This window comes from Halomonas nitroreducens (assembly GCF_003966155.1).
GTDB lineage: Bacteria > Pseudomonadota > Gammaproteobacteria > Pseudomonadales > Halomonadaceae > Halomonas > Halomonas nitroreducens.
In genome coordinates this window covers 16876-33835 of sequence record NZ_RXNS01000008.1, presented here as the reverse complement: position 1 = coordinate 33835, position 16960 = coordinate 16876, and the positions used below count along the sequence as shown (strand labels likewise).

General features: G+C 67.3%; 18 protein-coding genes and 3 tRNA genes. 7 read left to right on the top strand and 14 right to left on the bottom strand.

Annotated elements, in window-relative coordinates:
* Positions 1 to 8: 8 nt before the first annotated feature.
* Positions 9 to 434, top strand: a complete 426-nt coding sequence (locus tag EKG36_RS09585; protein ID WP_126483473.1) for a Na+/H+ antiporter subunit G — start codon at positions 9 to 11, stop codon at positions 432 to 434.
* A gap of 136 nt (positions 435 to 570) precedes the next feature.
* On the opposite strand, the gene hemH is transcribed toward EKG36_RS09585, so the two are convergent.
* On the bottom strand, positions 571 to 1656 hold the full coding sequence (gene hemH / locus EKG36_RS09580) for a ferrochelatase (protein WP_126483471.1): 1086 nt from the start codon (positions 1654 to 1656) through the stop codon (positions 571 to 573).
* A gap of 119 nt (positions 1657 to 1775) precedes the next feature.
* Here hemH and EKG36_RS09575 point away from each other — a divergent pair, with 119 nt between their 5' ends.
* Together EKG36_RS09575 and EKG36_RS09570 are read left to right on the top strand one after the other, a co-directional pair.
* Positions 1776 to 3362, top strand: a complete 1587-nt coding sequence (locus tag EKG36_RS09575) for a cryptochrome/photolyase family protein (RefSeq protein ID WP_126483469.1) — start codon at positions 1776 to 1778, stop codon at positions 3360 to 3362.
* On the top strand, positions 3359 to 3751 hold the full coding sequence (locus tag EKG36_RS09570) for a thiol-disulfide oxidoreductase DCC family protein (protein ID WP_126483467.1): 393 nt from the start codon (positions 3359 to 3361) through the stop codon (positions 3749 to 3751). The genes EKG36_RS09575 and EKG36_RS09570 overlap by 4 nt, the downstream gene beginning before the upstream one ends.
* A gap of 3 nt (positions 3752 to 3754) precedes the next feature.
* Here EKG36_RS09570 and EKG36_RS09565 read toward each other — a convergent pair whose 3' ends face one another.
* From EKG36_RS09565 to rnr, 9 genes are all read right to left on the bottom strand, one after another.
* On the bottom strand, positions 3755 to 4057 hold the full coding sequence (locus tag EKG36_RS09565; RefSeq protein WP_126483465.1) for a DUF6482 family protein: 303 nt from the start codon (positions 4055 to 4057) through the stop codon (positions 3755 to 3757).
* A 122-nt stretch (positions 4058 to 4179) separates the two neighbouring features.
* Positions 4180 to 4473 (bottom strand): hypothetical protein, encoded by a 294-nt coding sequence (locus EKG36_RS09560; protein ID WP_126483463.1) that lies wholly within the window; start codon positions 4471 to 4473, stop codon positions 4180 to 4182.
* A gap of 76 nt (positions 4474 to 4549) precedes the next feature.
* Positions 4550 to 5938 (bottom strand): replicative DNA helicase, encoded by a 1389-nt coding sequence (gene dnaB / locus EKG36_RS09555; protein ID WP_126483461.1) that lies wholly within the window; start codon positions 5936 to 5938, stop codon positions 4550 to 4552.
* Between the two features lie 199 nt (positions 5939 to 6137).
* Positions 6138 to 6584, bottom strand: a complete 447-nt coding sequence (gene rplI / locus EKG36_RS09550; RefSeq protein ID WP_126483459.1) for a 50S ribosomal protein L9 — start codon at positions 6582 to 6584, stop codon at positions 6138 to 6140.
* A gap of 15 nt (positions 6585 to 6599) precedes the next feature.
* A complete protein-coding gene (locus EKG36_RS09545) occupies positions 6600 to 7451 on the bottom strand; it encodes a hypothetical protein (RefSeq protein ID WP_126483714.1) in 852 nt (283 codons plus the stop codon).
* A 12-nt stretch (positions 7452 to 7463) separates the two neighbouring features.
* Positions 7464 to 7691 carry a 30S ribosomal protein S18 gene (gene rpsR / locus EKG36_RS09540; protein ID WP_016853668.1) on the bottom strand — a complete coding sequence of 76 codons (228 nt, stop codon included), beginning with the start codon at positions 7689 to 7691 and terminating at the stop codon, positions 7464 to 7466.
* Between the two features lie 32 nt (positions 7692 to 7723).
* Positions 7724 to 8098, bottom strand: a complete 375-nt coding sequence (rpsF, locus tag EKG36_RS09535; protein WP_126483457.1) for a 30S ribosomal protein S6 — start codon at positions 8096 to 8098, stop codon at positions 7724 to 7726.
* A 170-nt stretch (positions 8099 to 8268) separates the two neighbouring features.
* Positions 8269 to 9054: a 23S rRNA (guanosine(2251)-2'-O)-methyltransferase RlmB gene (rlmB, locus tag EKG36_RS09530; RefSeq protein WP_126483455.1), complete on the bottom strand. Its 786-nt coding sequence runs from the start codon at positions 9052 to 9054 to the stop codon at positions 8269 to 8271.
* 42 nt (positions 9055 to 9096) lie between these two features.
* A complete protein-coding gene (gene rnr / locus EKG36_RS09525) occupies positions 9097 to 11490 on the bottom strand; it encodes a ribonuclease R (RefSeq protein ID WP_126483453.1) in 2394 nt (797 codons plus the stop codon).
* Between the two features lie 233 nt (positions 11491 to 11723).
* Between rnr and EKG36_RS09520 the strand changes: the two genes are divergently transcribed.
* The 3 genes from EKG36_RS09520 to EKG36_RS09510 all read left to right on the top strand — a co-directional run bounded on the left by EKG36_RS09520 (position 11724) and on the right by EKG36_RS09510 (position 12077).
* Positions 11724 to 11810, top strand: a tRNA-Leu gene (locus tag EKG36_RS09520).
* Between the two features lie 50 nt (positions 11811 to 11860).
* Positions 11861 to 11947: transfer RNA gene (locus tag EKG36_RS09515), tRNA-Leu, on the top strand.
* Between the two features lie 43 nt (positions 11948 to 11990).
* Positions 11991 to 12077: transfer RNA gene (locus tag EKG36_RS09510), tRNA-Leu, on the top strand.
* A gap of 118 nt (positions 12078 to 12195) precedes the next feature.
* Here the strand turns inward: EKG36_RS09510 and EKG36_RS09505 are convergent.
* Together EKG36_RS09505 and EKG36_RS09500 are read right to left on the bottom strand one after the other, a co-directional pair.
* Positions 12196 to 13065 carry a DNA/RNA non-specific endonuclease gene (locus EKG36_RS09505; protein WP_126483451.1) on the bottom strand — a complete coding sequence of 290 codons (870 nt, stop codon included), beginning with the start codon at positions 13063 to 13065 and terminating at the stop codon, positions 12196 to 12198.
* A 26-nt stretch (positions 13066 to 13091) separates the two neighbouring features.
* On the bottom strand, positions 13092 to 13367 hold the full coding sequence (locus EKG36_RS09500) for an Lrp/AsnC family transcriptional regulator (protein ID WP_126483449.1): 276 nt from the start codon (positions 13365 to 13367) through the stop codon (positions 13092 to 13094).
* A gap of 283 nt (positions 13368 to 13650) precedes the next feature.
* Between EKG36_RS09500 and EKG36_RS09495 the strand changes: the two genes are divergently transcribed.
* Complete coding sequence (locus tag EKG36_RS09495; protein ID WP_126483447.1) at positions 13651 to 13965, top strand: high-potential iron-sulfur protein; 315 nt, start codon at positions 13651 to 13653, stop codon at positions 13963 to 13965.
* A 66-nt stretch (positions 13966 to 14031) separates the two neighbouring features.
* Here EKG36_RS09495 and EKG36_RS09490 read toward each other — a convergent pair whose 3' ends face one another.
* Entirely contained in the window at positions 14032 to 15591 is a 1560-nt protein-coding gene (locus tag EKG36_RS09490) for a SpoVR family protein (RefSeq protein ID WP_126483445.1), read from the bottom strand.
* A 19-nt stretch (positions 15592 to 15610) separates the two neighbouring features.
* On the bottom strand, positions 15611 to 16894 hold the full coding sequence (locus tag EKG36_RS09485) for a YeaH/YhbH family protein (RefSeq protein WP_126483443.1): 1284 nt from the start codon (positions 16892 to 16894) through the stop codon (positions 15611 to 15613).
* Positions 16895 to 16960: the final 66 nt, after the last annotated feature.

The following is a 16960-nucleotide window of genomic DNA, read 5'->3' as shown; positions in this document are numbered from 1 at the left end:
GAGCCATCATGACGACCTTTGTGATCCTCGAGGGCGTGATCTCGCTCTTCCTGATCGCCGGCGGGGCCTTCGCCTTCATCGGCTCGCTGGGCATGGCCCACCTGCGCGACTTCTACATGCGTCTTCACGGCCCCACCAAGGCCACCACCATGGGCATCGGCTGTACCCTGATCGCCTCGATGCTCTACTTCGGGGTGATCGACAGCCAGCCGGTGGTCCAGGAGATGCTGATCACCCTCTTCCTGTTCATCACTGCCCCGGTCAGCGCCCACCTGCTGGCCAAGTCGGGGCTGCACCAGAAGCTGCCCCACGTCGACAAGACCCGGGGCCGACCGGCGGAGCTGCGCGGCGAGGAGGTCGGCGAGAAGCCCGTGCCGCATCCCGAACAGGGGCACGACCCACTCACGCACGAGCGCCAGCCCCCCTCCCGCTAGTGTCCGGTTACCGCGGGCTGGAGAGCGTCTTGGGGGCAGGCAGGGCAGCACGACGTGACATGGCCGGGCTGTGGCGAGGCGTGGCAACGCCGCCTGGCGGCCCGGGGAAGCCGACCGTCCACCTCGCTACGAGACACTAGAGCCAGCCGGCCAGCTCGTTCTCGGCGATCGCCGCCAGCGCCCGAACATGGTCGTCCCGGGCGTTGAGACAGGGCACATAGGTGAAGGTCTCGCCGCCGGCGGCCAGGAAGGCATCGCGGATTTCCTGCTGGATCTCCTCGAGCGTCTCCACGCAGTCGGCGGCGAAGGCCGGCGAGATCACGGCGATATGCTTCCTGCCCTGGCGAGCCAGCGCCGCCACCTGGTCAACGGTGGCCGGGCCTACCCACTCCTCGGGGCCGAACTTCGACTGGAAGGCGGTGACGACGGCCTCGTCGGCCAGGCCCATATGCTCCTTGAGCAGCCGGGTGGTCTTCAGGCACTGGCAGTGGTAGGGATCCCCCTCCTCGAGATAGCGCTTGGGCACGCCGTGATAGGAGGCGACCAGCACCTCGGGTGTCGAGGTCGCTGCGTCATAGGCCTCGCGTACCGAGGCCGCCAGGGCGGCGATATAGTCGGGGTGCGCGAAGTAGGCCGGGACCGTGCGCAGGGCGGGCTGCCACTTGAGCCGCATCAGCGTGCGGAAGGCCTGGTCATTGGCGGTGGCCGTGGTGGGCGAGGCGTACTGAGGATAGAGCGGGAAGAAGAGGATCCGCTCACAGCCGCGTGCCTGGAGGCGACGCAGCACGCTCTCGGTCGAGGGGTTGCCGTAGCGCATGCAGAAGTCCACCTCGACCCGCCCGCCATGCTCGGCCTCGAGACGGGCCGCCAGCTTTTCCGTCTGCTCCCGGGTGATGGTCAGCAGCGGGCTCTCGTCGAGGGCCTCGTTCCAGATGCTGCGATAGGCCCGGCCCGAGGCGAAGGGCCGCTTGGTGAGGATCACCAGCTGCAGCAGCGGCTGCCACAGCCAGCGGGAGTAGTCCACCACCCGCCGGTCGGAGAGGAACTCGTTGAGATAGCGACGCATGGACCAGTAATCGGTGGCATCCGGGGTGCCCAGATTGGCCAGCACCACCCCGACCTTCTGGCGCGGCACGGGCGGGTGATCGACGGGGGCCTGAGCGAGGCGGTCCTCGCCCGGATGGACGAGCTCGTTGCCGGCGGAATTCTCGAGAGCAGCCATGGTGCGCGGTCCCTGTGGTGGCATGAAGCGAGAGTGAATCCCTACGATACCATCGGCAGGCATGTCGGCGGAATCCAGTTATACTAGATCGACAGCTATGTATAGCTCTTGGACAATTTATGCCCCGCTCCCTGATCCTGATTCTCGGCGACCAGCTCAGCCATGGGCTGGCCAGCCTGCGCCAGGCGCCCGACGAGGCCGTGATCGCCCTCTGCGAGGTCGCCGAGGAAGGCCGCTACGTGCCCCACCATCCGCAGAAGATCGCCATGATGTTCTCGGCCATGCGCCACTTCGCCGACGAACTCCGCGAGCGGGGCTGGCACGTTCACTACAGCCCCCTGGACGATCCCGCCAATGCCCAGGAGCTGCTCGGCGAGGCCGAGCGCCTGGCCGACTGCTACGGATGTGACGAGATCCACGCCACCCGCCCCGGGGAGTGGCGCCTGTGGCAAGCCATGGTGGCACGCCAGTCGGCTCCCCGGCCCTGGCGGCTTCATGAGGATGACCGCTTTTTCACCACCCCGGACGACTTTGCCAGCTGGGCGCGGGGACGCCGGACCCTGCGCCTGGAGCACTTCTATCGCGAGTGGCGCCGCCGCACGGGCCTGCTGATGGAGGACACCCAGCCCGCCGGCGGCCGCTGGAATCTCGACCACGACAATCGCGAGCCATTGCCGGACGGGCTCGCCCCCGCCACGCCCCCCCGTCACCGCCAGGATGCCACCACCCGGGCGGTCCTCACGCTGGTGGCCGACCACTTCGGCGATCACTTCGGCTCGCTCGAGGGCTTCCACTGGCCGGTCACCCGAGGCCAGGCGCTGAATGACCTCAGCCACTTCGTCGAGGCCCTGCTGCCGGACTTCGGGCGCTACCAGGACGCCATCAGCGACGAGGCGCCCTTCCTCTTCCACTCGCGGCTGTCCGCGGCCCTGAACCTGGGCCTGCTCTCCCCCCGGGAAGTCTGCGAGGCCGTCGAGGCGGCCTACTACCGCGGCGAGGCCCCGCTCAATTCGACGGAGGGCTTCATCCGCCAGATCCTCGGCTGGCGAGAGTACGTGCGTGGCCTCTACTGGACGCGCATGCCCGGCTACAAGCGTGGCAATGCCCTCGAGGCGCAAGGCGGGCTGCCCGCCTGCTACTGGACGGGGAATACCGAGCTACGCTGCCTGCGACGCGCCATCGAGATGACCCGAGACAATGCCTATGCCCACCATATCCAGCGCCTGATGGTCACCGGCAACTTCGCCCTGCTCTGCGACGTGGCCCCCGCGGCCCTGTGCGACTGGTACCTGGCGGTGTATGCCGACGCCTGCGAATGGGTGGAGCTGCCCAACACCCTGGGCATGGTGCTGCACGCCGATGGCGGGCTGATGGGCTCGAAGCCCTACTGCGCCTCGGGCAAGTACATCGACCGCATGTCGGATCACTGCCGCCACTGCCGCTTCGACCCCCGGCAGGTCACCGGGCCGCAGGCCTGCCCCCTCAACAGCCTCTACTGGCACTTCCTCGAGCGCCATGCGGACACACTGCGACACAACCCGCGCATGAGGGTGATCTACGCGTCCCTGGCGCGGATGAGCGACGCCAAGCGGACGGCGATGCGCGAACAGGCGCAGGCCTTCCTGGCCGGGCTGGAGACCGAGCCTCCCTATGGTCGCGGCGAGCATCGGGACGGCTACGGCCAGGCCCCGGGGAGTGCGCCATGAACCGCCATGCCGCCCTGGCAGCCCGGGCACCGGTGACGCTCTTCCACGACGGGCGCTGTCCGCTGTGCCAGCGGGAAGTGGCCTGGCTGGTGCGGCATTCCCGACGAGAGCGCATCGTCCTGGTGGACATCCGCGCCGCGGAGTTCGAGCCCGCGGCCTGGGGGCCGAGCTTCGCCGACATGATGGGCAGGCTGCACCTGCGCGACGCCGAGGGACGCTGGTTCGTGGGACTGGAAGCCAGCCGCGCCCTCTACGCGGTGCTGGGCTATCGGCGGCTGGTGTGGATCAGCTGCCTGCCGGGGCTGGCAGGGCTGCTGGATGCGGGGTACCGCGTCTTTGCCCGCCACCGGGGGTGGCTCGGACGCCGGCTGGGACAGCGCCGGAAGTGAGGATCAGAAGACCAGCGGCATGCGCGAGGCCAGTGGATCCGCGTAGTGGGTCTCGCGGCCGATCATCTCGTCATGGGGCACCTGCTGGACCAGGTAGGCCCGATGGATGCCGGCGCGCTTGAGTTCGAGGTAGACATCGTCCAGGGCGCGGAACAGCATCGGCTTGCCGCTGCGGGTCAGCATATGGCGCTGGCCCTCCACGTCCTCGAGTTCGACCTGGTAGAAATGGCTGCCCGCATGGCCGATCACGCGGATCTCGAAGTTGTCGTGGTCGGCCACGAAGGCCTTGAGGTCATTGAATTCCATGGATCCCTCCATCAGAAGAGTCGACTTGGCGGATCGGTCACAGCCTGAGGGTGACCGATGACACGCGCATGACCGATCCGTGTCGTAGGTGTGACCGATGGCGGGATCAGGGGTTCCCGGCGCTACTGGTAGTCGGCGGGGTCGATGGCCTTGCCCAGGGAGTTGCGATCGACCCACTTGCCGGCCTTGGTCTCCTTGTAGCGGAAGACCACCCGGTCGCCGACCTGGACGGGCAGCTCCGAGTCCTCGGTCTGGTAGCTGTAGCTCTCACCGTCCACCACGATGTGGTAGCGGTAGAGGTCCGGCATGCCCAGCCACTCCTTGAACGGGCCTTCCCGCTCCATGGACTGCAGCTCGCCGCGGGCCTCGAGTTTCGGGGTGCGACGCCGGTTGCCGCGTCGGAATCCGCCTGCCATGGTGCTCCTCCATTATGATGTTCAGGGGGGGTCGGATTATACGGTGACCAGCCGACGGCTCAAGCGCCGCGCCGGCTCACTCGCCGAAGGCCTCTCCGTAGCTGTCCGGCGCCAGGTCCTCGAAGCGGGTGTACTTGCCGATGAAGGCCATGTGCACCGTGCCGATGGGGCCGTTACGCTGCTTGCCGATGATGAACTCGGCCAGCCCCTGATTGTCGGGGTTATCCGGATTGTAGACCTCGTCGCGATAGACGAAGCCAATCAGGTCGGCGTCCTGCTCGATGGCGCCGGACTCGCGCAGGTCCGACATCACCGGGCGCTTGTTGGGTCGCTGCTCCAGGGAGCGGTTGAGCTGCGAAAGCGCCACCACCGGGCAGCCGAACTCCTTGGCCAGGCCCTTCAGCGAGCGCGAGATCTCGGAGATCTCGCCGGTGCGGTTCTCGGAGAAGCCGGGGATCTGCATCAGCTGCAGGTAGTCGATCATGATCAGCGCCAGGTTGCCGTGCTCGCGCACCACCCTCCGGATCCGCGAACGCATCTCGTTGGGCGACAGCGCCGCCGTATCGTCGATGAACAGCTGCTTGTCCTTGAGCAGGTTCACCGCCGAGGTCAGCCGCGGCCAGTCCTCGTCCTCGAGCTGGCCGGTGCGCACCCGGGTCTGGTCGATGCGCCCCAGCGAGGAGAGCATGCGCAGCATGATCGACTCGCCGGGCATCTCCATGGAGAACACCATCACCGGCTTGTCGCTGGCGATCACCGCATGCTCGACCAGGTTCATGGCGAAGGTGGTCTTGCCCATGGAGGGCCGCCCGGCGACGATCACCAGGTCCGAGGGCTGCAGGCCGGAGGTCATGTCGTCCAGGTCGCGGAAGCCGGTGGACAAGCCGGTCATCTCGCCCTGCATGTTGAACATCTCGTCGATGCGGTCCACCGCCTTGGCCAGCAGCTCGCTCATGCCGATGGGACCGCCTTCCTTGGGGCGCTCCTCGCTGATCTGGAAGACCAGACGCTCGGCCTCGTTGACCAGCTCGTCGGCGGGACGCCCTTGGGGGGCGAAGGCGCTCTCCGCCACCTGGTTGGCAGCGTGGATCAGCTTGCGCAGGGTGGCCCGCTCGCGAACGATGTCGGCGTAGGCGCGGATGTTGCTGGCCGAGGGGGTGTTGCGGGCCAGCTCCGCCAGGTAGGCGAGTCCGCCGACGGTTTCCAGCTGGTCACGCCCCTCCAGGGCCTCGGACAGGGTCACCACGTCCAGGGGCCGGGCCGCCTCGGCCAGTCCGGCCATGACGTTGAAGATCAGCCGATGCTCGTAGCGATAGAAGTCGCCCGCCACCAGGCGGTCGGCCACGCTGTCCCAGGCCTGGTTGTCGAGCATCAGGCCGCCGAGCACCGACTGCTCGGCCTCCAGCGAGTGGGGCGGCACCTTCAGGGCCGCGGTTTCCTTGTCGAGCTCGAGAGCTTCGTTCATGACGGCGGGGACCTTCGCGAAAACGGCCGGCTCATTCTACCCGAAGGGTCGCGCCGACCCCATGCCCCCACCCGGAAAAACCGCCCCGACCGATGCCGAGGGACGCGGCTTTCGACATCGAAAAGGGGCGCGAGGATCTCTCCTCGCGCCCCTTGGCAACCGATGCCGACGCCGTCGGGACGGCGTCAGGGAATCGGGCTCACTCGGCCACGACCACCACGCGCACGGTGGCTTCGACTTCGGCATGCAGGTGCAGGTCGATGTCGTATTCACCGGTCTGGCGAATCGGGCCTTCCGGCATGCGGACCTCGCTCTTGGCCACTTCGATGCCGGCGGAGGAGATCGCTTCGGCCAGGTCACGCGGACCGATGGAGCCGAACAGCTTGCCCTCGTCACCGGACTTGGCGACCAGCGACAGCTCGATATCGTTGAGCTGTTCGGCGCGAGCCTCGGCCTCGGCCCTGCGCTCGGCGGCCTGGGCCTCGAGCTCGGCGCGCTGGGCCTCGAAGGCCGCGATGTTGTCCTTGGTGGCCGGCACGGCGAGGCCGTAGGGCACCAGGTAGTTACGGCCATAACCGGGCTTGACGGTGACCTGGTCACCCAGACCGCCCAGCTTGCCAATCTTGTCGAGCAGAATGACTTCCATCTCGTTAACCTCTTGTCAGTCGCTGCGGCCGAGTCGGGCGCGGAAGTCCGCGAACGAGTCCGTCAGGGCCGCGAGCAGCACGATGAGAATCATGGGCCAGGTGGTGATCAGCAACACATAGAAGGCGACCAGCCACAGCCCGTTCATTCCCTTCAATCCGATAAAACCATGTACCAGGGCGATGCCGGTGACCAGCAGCGGCACCCACAGCAGCATGCCCAGGGACGGCAGCCCCAGCACCATGCCGACCGCACCGAGCACGAACAGCACCAGCAACTCGCGAGGGGCCAGCCGCAGGGCATGGAACTCCTCGCGAAAGCCGCCGGGGTTGTAAAGCCCGGCCTGCCAGCTGCGCGCCAGGGCCAGACAGGCCACCGCCGCCAGCAGCACCACCAGGCCGGTGACGCCGCCGATCAGCAGGCCGGCGAGCTGCTCGGTAGGCATGCCCTGCCGGGCAAGGTCGTCGAGCATCGCCGCGACCTCCGGCGACCCCTGGCGGAGCTGGTCCAGCACCGGCCCGGCGCCCCCGGGGGGCAGGAAGATGCCGAGCTGGATCATCGCCGCCCCGGCCAGGGCGCCGACGATCAGCGCCTCGCTCCAGCGCAGCCGGGCCCGCAGCACCACGGCCATCAGCGTAACCAGCAGGATGCTGGCCAGCGGAATGACGTCGCCACGGGTCCACCACCAGCCCGCGGGCACGGCGGCAGCAACGATCACCGGCAGGGCTGCCGAGAGGCCGCGTCGCAGGGTGACCAGGGCGGCGATGGCGGCCCCCAGCCAGAACAGCCAGGGGATCACCGTGGCCGCGGCGGCCCCAAGGACCGCTTGCGGCGTGCCGCGCATCATCCAGCGGGCGACGGGCAGCATCACGCCTGGGTCTTACTGGTGGCTATCGGTGTAGGGCAGCAGCGCCAGGTAGCGTGCCCGCTTGATGGCGGTGGACAGCTGGCGCTGGTAACGGGCCTTGGTCCCGGTGATGCGGCTGGGAACGATCTTGCCGGTCTCGGTGATGTAGGCCTTGAGCGTGTCCAGATCCTTGTAGTCGATCTGCTTCACGCCCTCGGCGGTGAAACGGCAGAACTTACGGCGACGGAAAAAACGTGCCATGGGGGAGACTCCTTCAGACGTGCGAGGTGGGCTCAGGCGGACTCGGCGGTGCGTGACGGCTTCTCGTCACGACGGGCGCGCTTGTCTTCCGCCGGCTTCATCATCGGTGAGGCTTCGGTGATGGCTTCCTTGCAGCGCACGACCAGGCTGCGAATGATGGCATCGTTGAAGCGGAAGATGTTCTCGATTTCCTCGAGGGTCTCGCCGCGGCACTCGACGTTCATCAGCACGTAGTGAGCCTTGTGGATCTTGTTGATCGGGTAGGCCAGGTGACGGCGCCCCCAATCCTCGAGACGATGCACGGTGCCGCCGTTCTCGGTGACGATGCTGGTGTAGCGCTCGACCATCGCGGGGACCTGCTCGCTCTGGTCCGGGTGGACCATGAAGACGATCTCGTAGTGACGCATGGGTTCTCCTTGCGGTTTGGCAGCTTCCGGTGGAGGCGACGGGGCGCTCCAGGGGAAGCAAGGAGGTGATTATCGAAATGCACGACGCCCGCTCGTCGGACGAACGGGCGCAGGCATTCTAGTGATCTTCGCCCCGACATGCAAGGCAAGGTCGCGGCGGCGTGCGGAGACTAGCGCATCCGGCGCTGGCGCACCGCCTCGAACAGGCAGATGCCCGTCGCCACCGAGACGTTGAGGCTCGACACCTGCCCGGCCATGGGCAGCTTGACCAGGCTGTCGCAGGCCTCCCGGGTCAGCCGCCGCATGCCCTTGCCCTCGGCACCCATGACCAGGGCGGTGGCCACGCTGAGGTCGGCCTCGAAGACGCTGGCCTCGGCCTCGCCGGCGGTGCCGGTGACCCAGACACCGAGGTCCTTGAGCTTGGCCAGCGCCCGCGCCAGATTGGTCACCTGATAGACGGGCACGCTCTCGGCGGCCCCGCAGGCCACCTTGCGCACCGTGGCGTTGAGCGGCGCGGCGCGGTCCTTGGGCACCACCACGCCGTGGGCACCGGCGGCATCGACGCTGCGCAGGCAGGCCCCGAAATTGTGCACGTCGGTGATGCCATCGAGCACCAACAGCAGGGGCGGCGTCGGCGACGACCAGCCCTGCAGGCGATGCCACAGCGCGGCCTCGGCCTCGAAGGCCAGCGGCGGGCAGAAGGCCACCAGGCCCTGGTGGGCGGCGCCCTGGGCGAGCTGGTCGAGCTCGTCCCGGGGTCGTGACAGCACCCGGGCGCCGCCGTGGCGGGCCGCCGCCACGAGGTCGGCCAGGCGTGTCGTCGCCTCTCCTTCCTGCACCCACAGTTCCCGGGGCACCTCGCCCCGCTCGAGCAGGGCCCGCACCGCATGGATGCCGTAGACGGCGTCGAGACCACCCGGGGCCCTGGGGCCCCGGCGTTGAGCGTGCTTCTTCATGATGATGGCGTCTTGACGAAGGAGGAAGGGATGTCGCGACGATCAGCGGCGACGCGGGCCCCGGCGACGACGCTTCTTGCCGCCGTCGTCATCCCCGCCGGCCTTGCCGCGGGCCGCGGCCGGGGGCGTCGCGGACTTGCCGGCGCCCCCGCCCTGAGCGCCGCGGCGCTTGCGCGGCGCCCGGCGCGGCCGGGGCTTGTCGTCGGCCAGCTCGAAGTCGATCTTGCGGTCGTCGAGGTCGACCCGTGCCACCTGGACGCTGACCCCATCGCCGAGCCGGTAGCTCATGCCACTGCGCTCGCCCTTGAGACGATGCTTCTCCGGCTCGTAGTGGTAGTAGTCGGAGGGCAGCGAGGTGACGTGCACCAGGCCTTCCACATAGACCTCGTCGAGGCGCACGAAGATGCCGAACTGGGTCACCGAGGCGATGGTGCCATCAAAGACCTCGCCCAGCTTGTCGGACATGAACTCGCACTTCAGCCAGCCCTCGACGTCGCGAGTGGCGTCGTCGGCGCGCCGCTCGGTCATGGAGCAGTGCTCACCGAGCTCGAGCATCTGCTCGAAGGTGTAGGGGCACCACTTGCTCGGCGGCTCCACCGGGGCGCTCTCGGCCCGCAGCACGGTGTTGGTCTGGCGCGGCCCCCGGATCACCGAGCGGATGGCCCGGTGGACGATCAGGTCCGGGTAGCGGCGAATCGGCGAGGTGAAGTGGGCATAGGCCGGATAGGCCAGGCCGAAGTGCCCCTCGTTCTGGGGCGAGTACACGGCCTGGCTCATGGAGCGCAGCATCACCGTCTGGATGATGTCGCTGTCATCGCGCTCCTTGATGGCCTCGGCCAGGTCGCGGTAGTCCTGGGGCGTCGGCTCGTCGCCGCCGCCCAGCGACAGGCCCAGCTCATTGAGGAACAGGCGCAGCTTGTCGAGGCGCTCCGGCGAGGGGCGCTCGTGGATCCGGTAGAGGGCCGGCAGGTCGTGCTTGTCGAGGAAGCGAGCGGTGGCGACGTTGGCCGCCAGCATGCACTCCTCGATGATCTTGTGGGCATCGTTGCGCGAGCGCGGGACGATCTTCTCGATCTTGCGTTCCTCATTGAAGAGGATCGCCGTCTCGGTGGTCTCGAAGTCGATGGCGCCGCGCTCCACCCGGGCCTCGCGCAGCAGGCGGTAGAGGGCGTGGAGGTTCTTCAGCGAGGGCACCAGCTCGCGGTGCTCTTCGCGCAGGGCCTCGCCCTGCTCGCCGTCGTCGTCGAGGATGGCGGCGACCTTGTTGTAGGTCAGTCGCGCATGGGAGCGGAACACTCCCTCGTAGAAGCGGTAGCGGCTGATGGCCCCGGTCTTGGAGATGTTCATCTCGCAGACCAGTGCCAGGCGATCCACGTCGGGATTGAGCGAACAGAGGCCGTTGGACAGCAGCTCCGGCAGCATGGGCACCACCTGCCCCGGGAAGTACACCGAGTTGCCCCGGGTGATGGCCTCCTGGTCCAGGGAGCTGCCGGGTCGCACGTAGTGGGAGACGTCGGCGATGGCCACCAGCAGCTTCCAGCTGCCGGACTTGGTCTTCCAGGCACAGACGGCATCGTCGAAGTCCTTGGCGGACTCGTCGTCGATGGTCACCAGGGGGATATCGCGCAGGTCGATGCGGTTCTGCTTGTCGCCCTCGGCCACCTCGGCGGACATGCCGGCGATCTGGTCGTGGACCTCCGGCGGAAACTCGGCGGGAATCTCGTAGCTGCGGATGGCGATATCGATCTCCATCCCGGGATCCATGCGCTCGCCGAGCACTTCGGCCACCTCGCCCACCGGCTGCACCCGGGTCTCGGGCTGCTTGATGATCGTCGCCGAGATCACCTGGCCGTCCCGGGCCCCACCGTTGGCCTTGTGGGGAATGATCACTTCCTGGGCGATGCGTGGGTTCTCGGGAATCAGCACGCCGAACTCGGGGGTGTTCTCCCGGTAGACGCCGACGATGGTCTGGGTGTTGCGGGCCAGGATCTCGACGATGGTGGCCTCGTCGCGGCCGCGACGATCGCGCCCGCTGACCCGCACCAGCACGTGGTCGCCGTGGAAGACCCGCCGCATCTGCCGCGGCGGCAGCACCAGGTCGGGCTTCTTGCCGTCATCGCGCAGCAGGAAGCCGAAACCATCCCGGTGGCCGAGCACCCGGCCCTTGATCAGGTCGAGCTTGTCGATCAGCGCATAGGCCCCCCGGCGGTTGCGCAGTACCTGGCCATCCCGCTCCATGGCAGCCAGCCGGCGGCGAACCGCCTCCTGCAGGTCCTCGTCCTCGAGCCCCAGCAGCTGGCTCATCGCCTCGTGGGTGATCGGCTTGCCATACTCTTCCAGGCGGGCCAGCAGGTATTCGCGACTGGGGGCGGGCTTGTCGTACTTGTGGGCCTCACGGCTGGCGTGCGTATCGTCGCTGAGCGTCCAGTGGTTCATGCAGAGAGCATCCTTGGCAGGGTCGGGGACGGCATGAGGGGGGTGGCGCGCAGGCGCCGCGGGCATGAGGTAATGCGGTCGGGATATCGTGTCATGGCGGCAGTATAGCGCCGCCATGGGCATCACCCAACCATGCGAGGACCTCACGCGCCCCGGGAGCGGCAAAAAATTTCGCGGCGACCTCAAGGAGAGACTTGCATCCGCGCCAGGATCCGGTAACATACGCGCCACTTGCCCAGATGGCGGAATTGGTAGACGCGCTAGCTTCAGGTGCTAGTGTCCTTACGGACGTGGAGGTTCAAGTCCTCTTCTGGGCACCATCGATACCTCGGTATCACTGCTCTTTGTCAGCTCGAAATCGCTCGTGTTCGCCCAGGTGGCGGAATTGGTAGACGCGCTAGCTTCAGGTGCTAGTGTCCTTACGGACGTGGAGGTTCAAGTCCTCTCCTGGGCACCATCATCGCTCACGCGATGGCCCGCAACACGACGATGCATGACGCGCCCAGGTGGCGGAATTGGTAGACGCGCTAGCTTCAGGTGCTAGTGTCCTTACGGACGTGGAGGTTCAAGTCCTCTCCTGGGCACCATTCGCGTCATGCACACAGAGCTATCCCCCCCAGACTGCAACAAGAGCACTCCCATCGGCCGCACCCTGTTGCGGTTTTTTTGCGCCTGCGGCATGGCCGACCGAATGCGCTCAACCGCCTAGTCGAAGCGGCCGGGCAAGCGCGCCACCGCCTCCAGCCCCCAGCCACTGGTGTCGACCCGACCCTCCAGGGCCTCGGCCGCGGCCACGGGCAGCCGGGGAAAGAAGTCCAGCCCGGTCAGCGCCTCGACGCGGTCGATGCTGACCACGAAACGGTCCAGCGGCTCGTCGCCACTCACCTCCTGCGGCATGACGAAAGCCAGGGCACGCGGCCGCGCCCCTGGCACCACCAGAATCTTGTAGAAGGCCACCGGCACCTCGACGAGCCCCACCCGATGCAGGGCCCCTTCCTGGAAGCGCGGTGCGAACACCGGGCCGGCAATGACCTGCAGGGCCCCGACCCGCGGGACGAAGCGGTCGATCACCACCTCCTCGAGGCGCTGCCAGAGGCGCCGATTGAGGGACGGGCGCTGGGGGACCATGTTGCTCATCAGGAAGGTGTCACGCTGGGCGCCGCGGCCATGCACGGCGGCGATGGCATAGTTGGGGGCCAGGTGGCCACGGTCGTAGCCGCTGCCCAGGTAACTGTCCGGGGTGACCGGCCAGAGGGTGCGCCAGTCGCGACGAAAGCCGGGGCGCTCGCCGATGCGGGCGTCGCCGGCCGCGGCGAGGCGGTAGCTGACCCACAGCGGGCCGACCCGCACGTCCGACCAGCCCACCAGGTAGCCGTCGTTGCGCAGCACGCGATGCAGGCTCAGCGGCGTCAGCCGCTGCCAGTCGGGTACGCCCATCCAGCTGAGGCCGTCACGGACCTCGCGCTCCTCGGCGTACCACAAGCCGCTGCCCACCGCGGCGAACAGCACGGCGATGGCGGCCCGGCGCAGCAGGGGGCGCAGCCGGGAGGCAGCGGAACGACGACGCGGCGGCATGGGCGAGACGGAGGCGCCGGCGGGGCTTACCAGCCCAGCGAGAACATGGTCTCGAGGTCGTGACGGGAGTGCACCTGCATGGCGTTGAGGGTCTCGGTCTCGCGAATGCCTTCCACGTCGTTGAGGCGTCCGGTCACCAGTTCCGCCAGACTCTCGAAGTCCCGGGTGCGGGCGATGGCGACCAGGTCATAGCGGCCACAGGTGGAGAACACCTCGCTGATGCCTTCGACATCCGCCAGGCGCTCGGCCACGGCCTTGACCTGGCCCTTCTCGGCATTGATCAGGATCACGGCGTTCTGCATCGGGCACTCTCCATCTGGGTAACAAAGGGGGCTGACCTGGGCGGCCGGGGACCGCCCCTGCTGCGAGTATACCAGCGGCGCCGACCCGGCAGAATCACTGCCGCTGTCGCGACGCATTGCCGCAGCATTCGCCAGCGCTCGACCGAGTGACTACCATGAAGCGGACAAACTCCGCGGGCACGACCCCGTCGGACCCAGAGGTGGGCTCACCACCCGACCAGAAAAATGGCCGGCCCACCGGCCAACGCGACCAGACCACGACTCATGATGACAAGGAGAGACCATGGCCAATCACAGCCGTCGTGATTTCATGCGCCACAGCCTGCTGGGCCTCGCCGCCCTGCCGCTGGGCGTGGGGATCCTGTCCAAGTCCGCCTTCGCCCAGGAGCTGCCGCCCCTGGACCCGAACAGCGAGCAGGCCAAGGCCCTGAACTACGTCGAGAACGCCAGCGAGGCCAGCGACCACCCAGCCTATGCGGAAGGCGAGCACTGCGCCAACTGCATGTTCTTCAATGCCGACAATCAGGGTTGTCAGCTGTTCCCGCAGAACAGCGTGAGCCCCGAGGGCTGGTGCCAGTCCTGGACTGCCAAGGCCTGACCCCCTGCCCCCAACGAGGAGACCCGCGCCGACCGGCGCGGGTCTCCTCGTTTGGAGCCAGGCCGGTCACTCGACCGCCTTGTCCTCCTCGGGAAGCGGCCAGTGGTAGCGGCGCACAATCTCCTCGCCCTCCATCGACTCGAGCTTCACCGGGAAGCCCCACAGCTGGTGCAGGTGGCGCATCACCGGATAGACGCTGCGTGCGAGGGGACGACGGCTGTCCTGGACATGGCGCAGGGTCAGGGAGCGGTCGCCGCGGATGTCCGCCGAATAGATCTGGATATTGGGCTCCCGCACCGACAGCGCATACTGGATAGCCAGCGCCTCGCGTATGCGCCGATAGCCGTGCTCGTCGTGGATCGCCGCCACCTCGAGCATCTCGTCCTGGTCATCGTCGATCACCATGAACAGCTTGAGGTCGCGGATCACCTTGGGCGACAGGAACTGCTGGATGAAGGATTCGTCCTTGAAGTTGCGCATGGCGAAATGCAGCGTTTCCACCCAGTCGCTGCCGGCGGTGTCCGGGAACCACTCGCGGTCCTCCTCGGTAGGCGCCTCGCAGATGCGCCGGATATCGGTGAACATGGCGAAGCCCAGGGCATAGGGATTGATGCCACTGTAATGCGGGCTGTCGAAGGGCGGCTGCTGTACCACGGAGGTATGGGACTGCAGGAACTCCAGCATCAGCCCCTCGTCGACCATCCCCTCGTCGAACAGGCGATTCATCAGGGTGTAGTGCCAGAAGGTCGCCCAGCCCTCGTTCATCACCTGGGTCTGGCGCTGGGGATAGAAGTACTGGGCGAGCTTGCGCACGATGCGCACCACCTCGCGCTGCCAGGGCGCCAGCAGTGGCGCATTCTTCTCGATGAAGTAGAGCAGGTTCTCCTGGGGCTCCGGGGGATAGCGGCCGCCGGCATGCAGGCCCAGGGGATCCTCTCCCTCGCCGGCGATCGTCTCCCGCTCGCCGTCGCTGGGGACCCGCTCGGGAATGGTCCGCCACAGGGTGTTCACCTGGGCCTGGAGATAGGCCTCGCGCTCCTTCTGGCGACGCGCCTCCTCCTCGGCGGAGATCGGCGAGGGCCGCTTGTAGCGATCGACCCCGTAGTTCTGCAACGCATGGCAGGCATCCAGCAGCTGCTCCACGGCGGTGACTCCATGGCGTTCCTCGCACTCGGCGATGTAGCGCCGGGCGAACAGCAGGTAGTCGACGATGGAGCTGGCGTCGGTCCAGGTCCGGAACAGGTAGTTGCCCTTGAAGAAGGAGTTGTGGCCATAGCAGGCGTGGGCCATCACCAGCACCTGCATCATCAGGGTATTCTCCTCCATCAGGTAGGCGATGCAGGGATCGGAGTTGATGACCAGCTCGTAGGCCAGCCCCATCTGCCCGCGTCGGTAGGCCTGCTCCACGGCCAGGAACTGCTTGCCGAAGGACCAATGGTGGTAGCCCACCGGCATGCCCACGCTGGCATAGGCGTCCATCATCTGCTCGGTGGTGATGATCTCGATCTGGTTGGGATAGGTATCCAGGCGATACTCATCGGCCAGTCGAGCGATCTCGTCCTCGAACTCGTGAAGGATCTCGAAGTTCCAGTCGGAACCGGTGGCGATGGGCTTGCGATCGGTCATGGTACCTCCTTGACGCCACTCACTGGGTACTGCGACGCCGGAACAGCTCGCGGAACACCGGATAGATGTCGCCGGCCTCGACGATCTGGCGCATGGCGAAGCGCTCGGGATACTCGGCCTCCACCCGCTCGTACTCCTCCCACAGCGCCTGGTGGGCATGGGGCGTGATCTCCACGTAGGTGAAGTACTGCAGGCGCGGCATCAGCGACTTCGCCAGCAGGTCACGGCAGGTCAAGGAGTCGTCGTCCCAGTTGTCCCCGTCGGAGGCCTGGGCCACGTAGAGGTTCCACTGGGTGGGGGGATAGCGCGCCTCGATGATCTCGTCGACCAGGGTCAGAGCGCTGGAGACGATGGTGCCGCCGGTTTCCCGGGAGTAGAAGAATTCCTCCTCGTCGACCTCCTTGGCGGCGGTGTGATGGCGCACGAAGACCAGCTCGACCTTCTCGTAGTTGCGCTCCAGGAAGAGGTAGAGCAGCAGGAAGAAGCGCTTGGCGATGTCCTTGTGGGCCTGGGTCATGGACCCGGACACGTCCATCACGCAGAACATCACCGCCTTGCTGGAGGGCTGGGGCTGGTTGATCAGGTTGTTGTAGCGTAAATCGTAGGTGTCGATGAAGGGCACCGCCTCGAGGCGCTTCTCGAGGCGCTCGATCTCGGCCCTGAGCTCCTCGATGCGGGCCGGGTTGCGCAGCACCGGGTCCTTGCGCTCCTCGACCTCCAGCGCCTCCTGGGCCTCGCGCAGGGCACGGCGGATTGGCCCGCGCATGGCGATGCGTCGGGCATGCGCCTCGCGCATGGAGCGCACGATGTTGATACGGGCCGGCACGCCCTCGCGGGTGAAGCCGGCGCGGACCGGACGGACCTCGTCCAGGTCCACCAGGCTCTTGCGTTCCAGGTGCGGCAGCTCCAAGCCATCGAAGACGAAGTCGAGGAACTCCTCGCGGGAGAGGGTGAAGGCGAATTCGTCCATGCCCTCACCCTGGTTGGAGGCGCCGCCCTCGCCAGCGCCGCCACCCCCTCCCCCGCCACCAGGACGACGCAGGCGATCGCCCTCGACGAACTCCTTGTTGCCGGGTGCGATGATCGAGCGTTTCCCGCCCGGGCCGTGCTGGAAGACCGGCTCGGAGATGTCCCGGGTGGGAATCGACACCTTCTCGCCCCGCTCCATGTCGGTGATGGAACGACGGTTGACCGCCTCCTCGACGGAGCGCTTGATATGGGTGCGATAGCGATCGAGGAAGCGCTGGCGGTTGACCGCGCTCTTGCGCTTGGCATTGGCACGACGATCGATGAAATAGGTCATGCAGACCTCCTTGGATGCGACTCGCCCGGGCACCGCGGCGGCGGGGGCCGCCGCGGCTGACCGCCA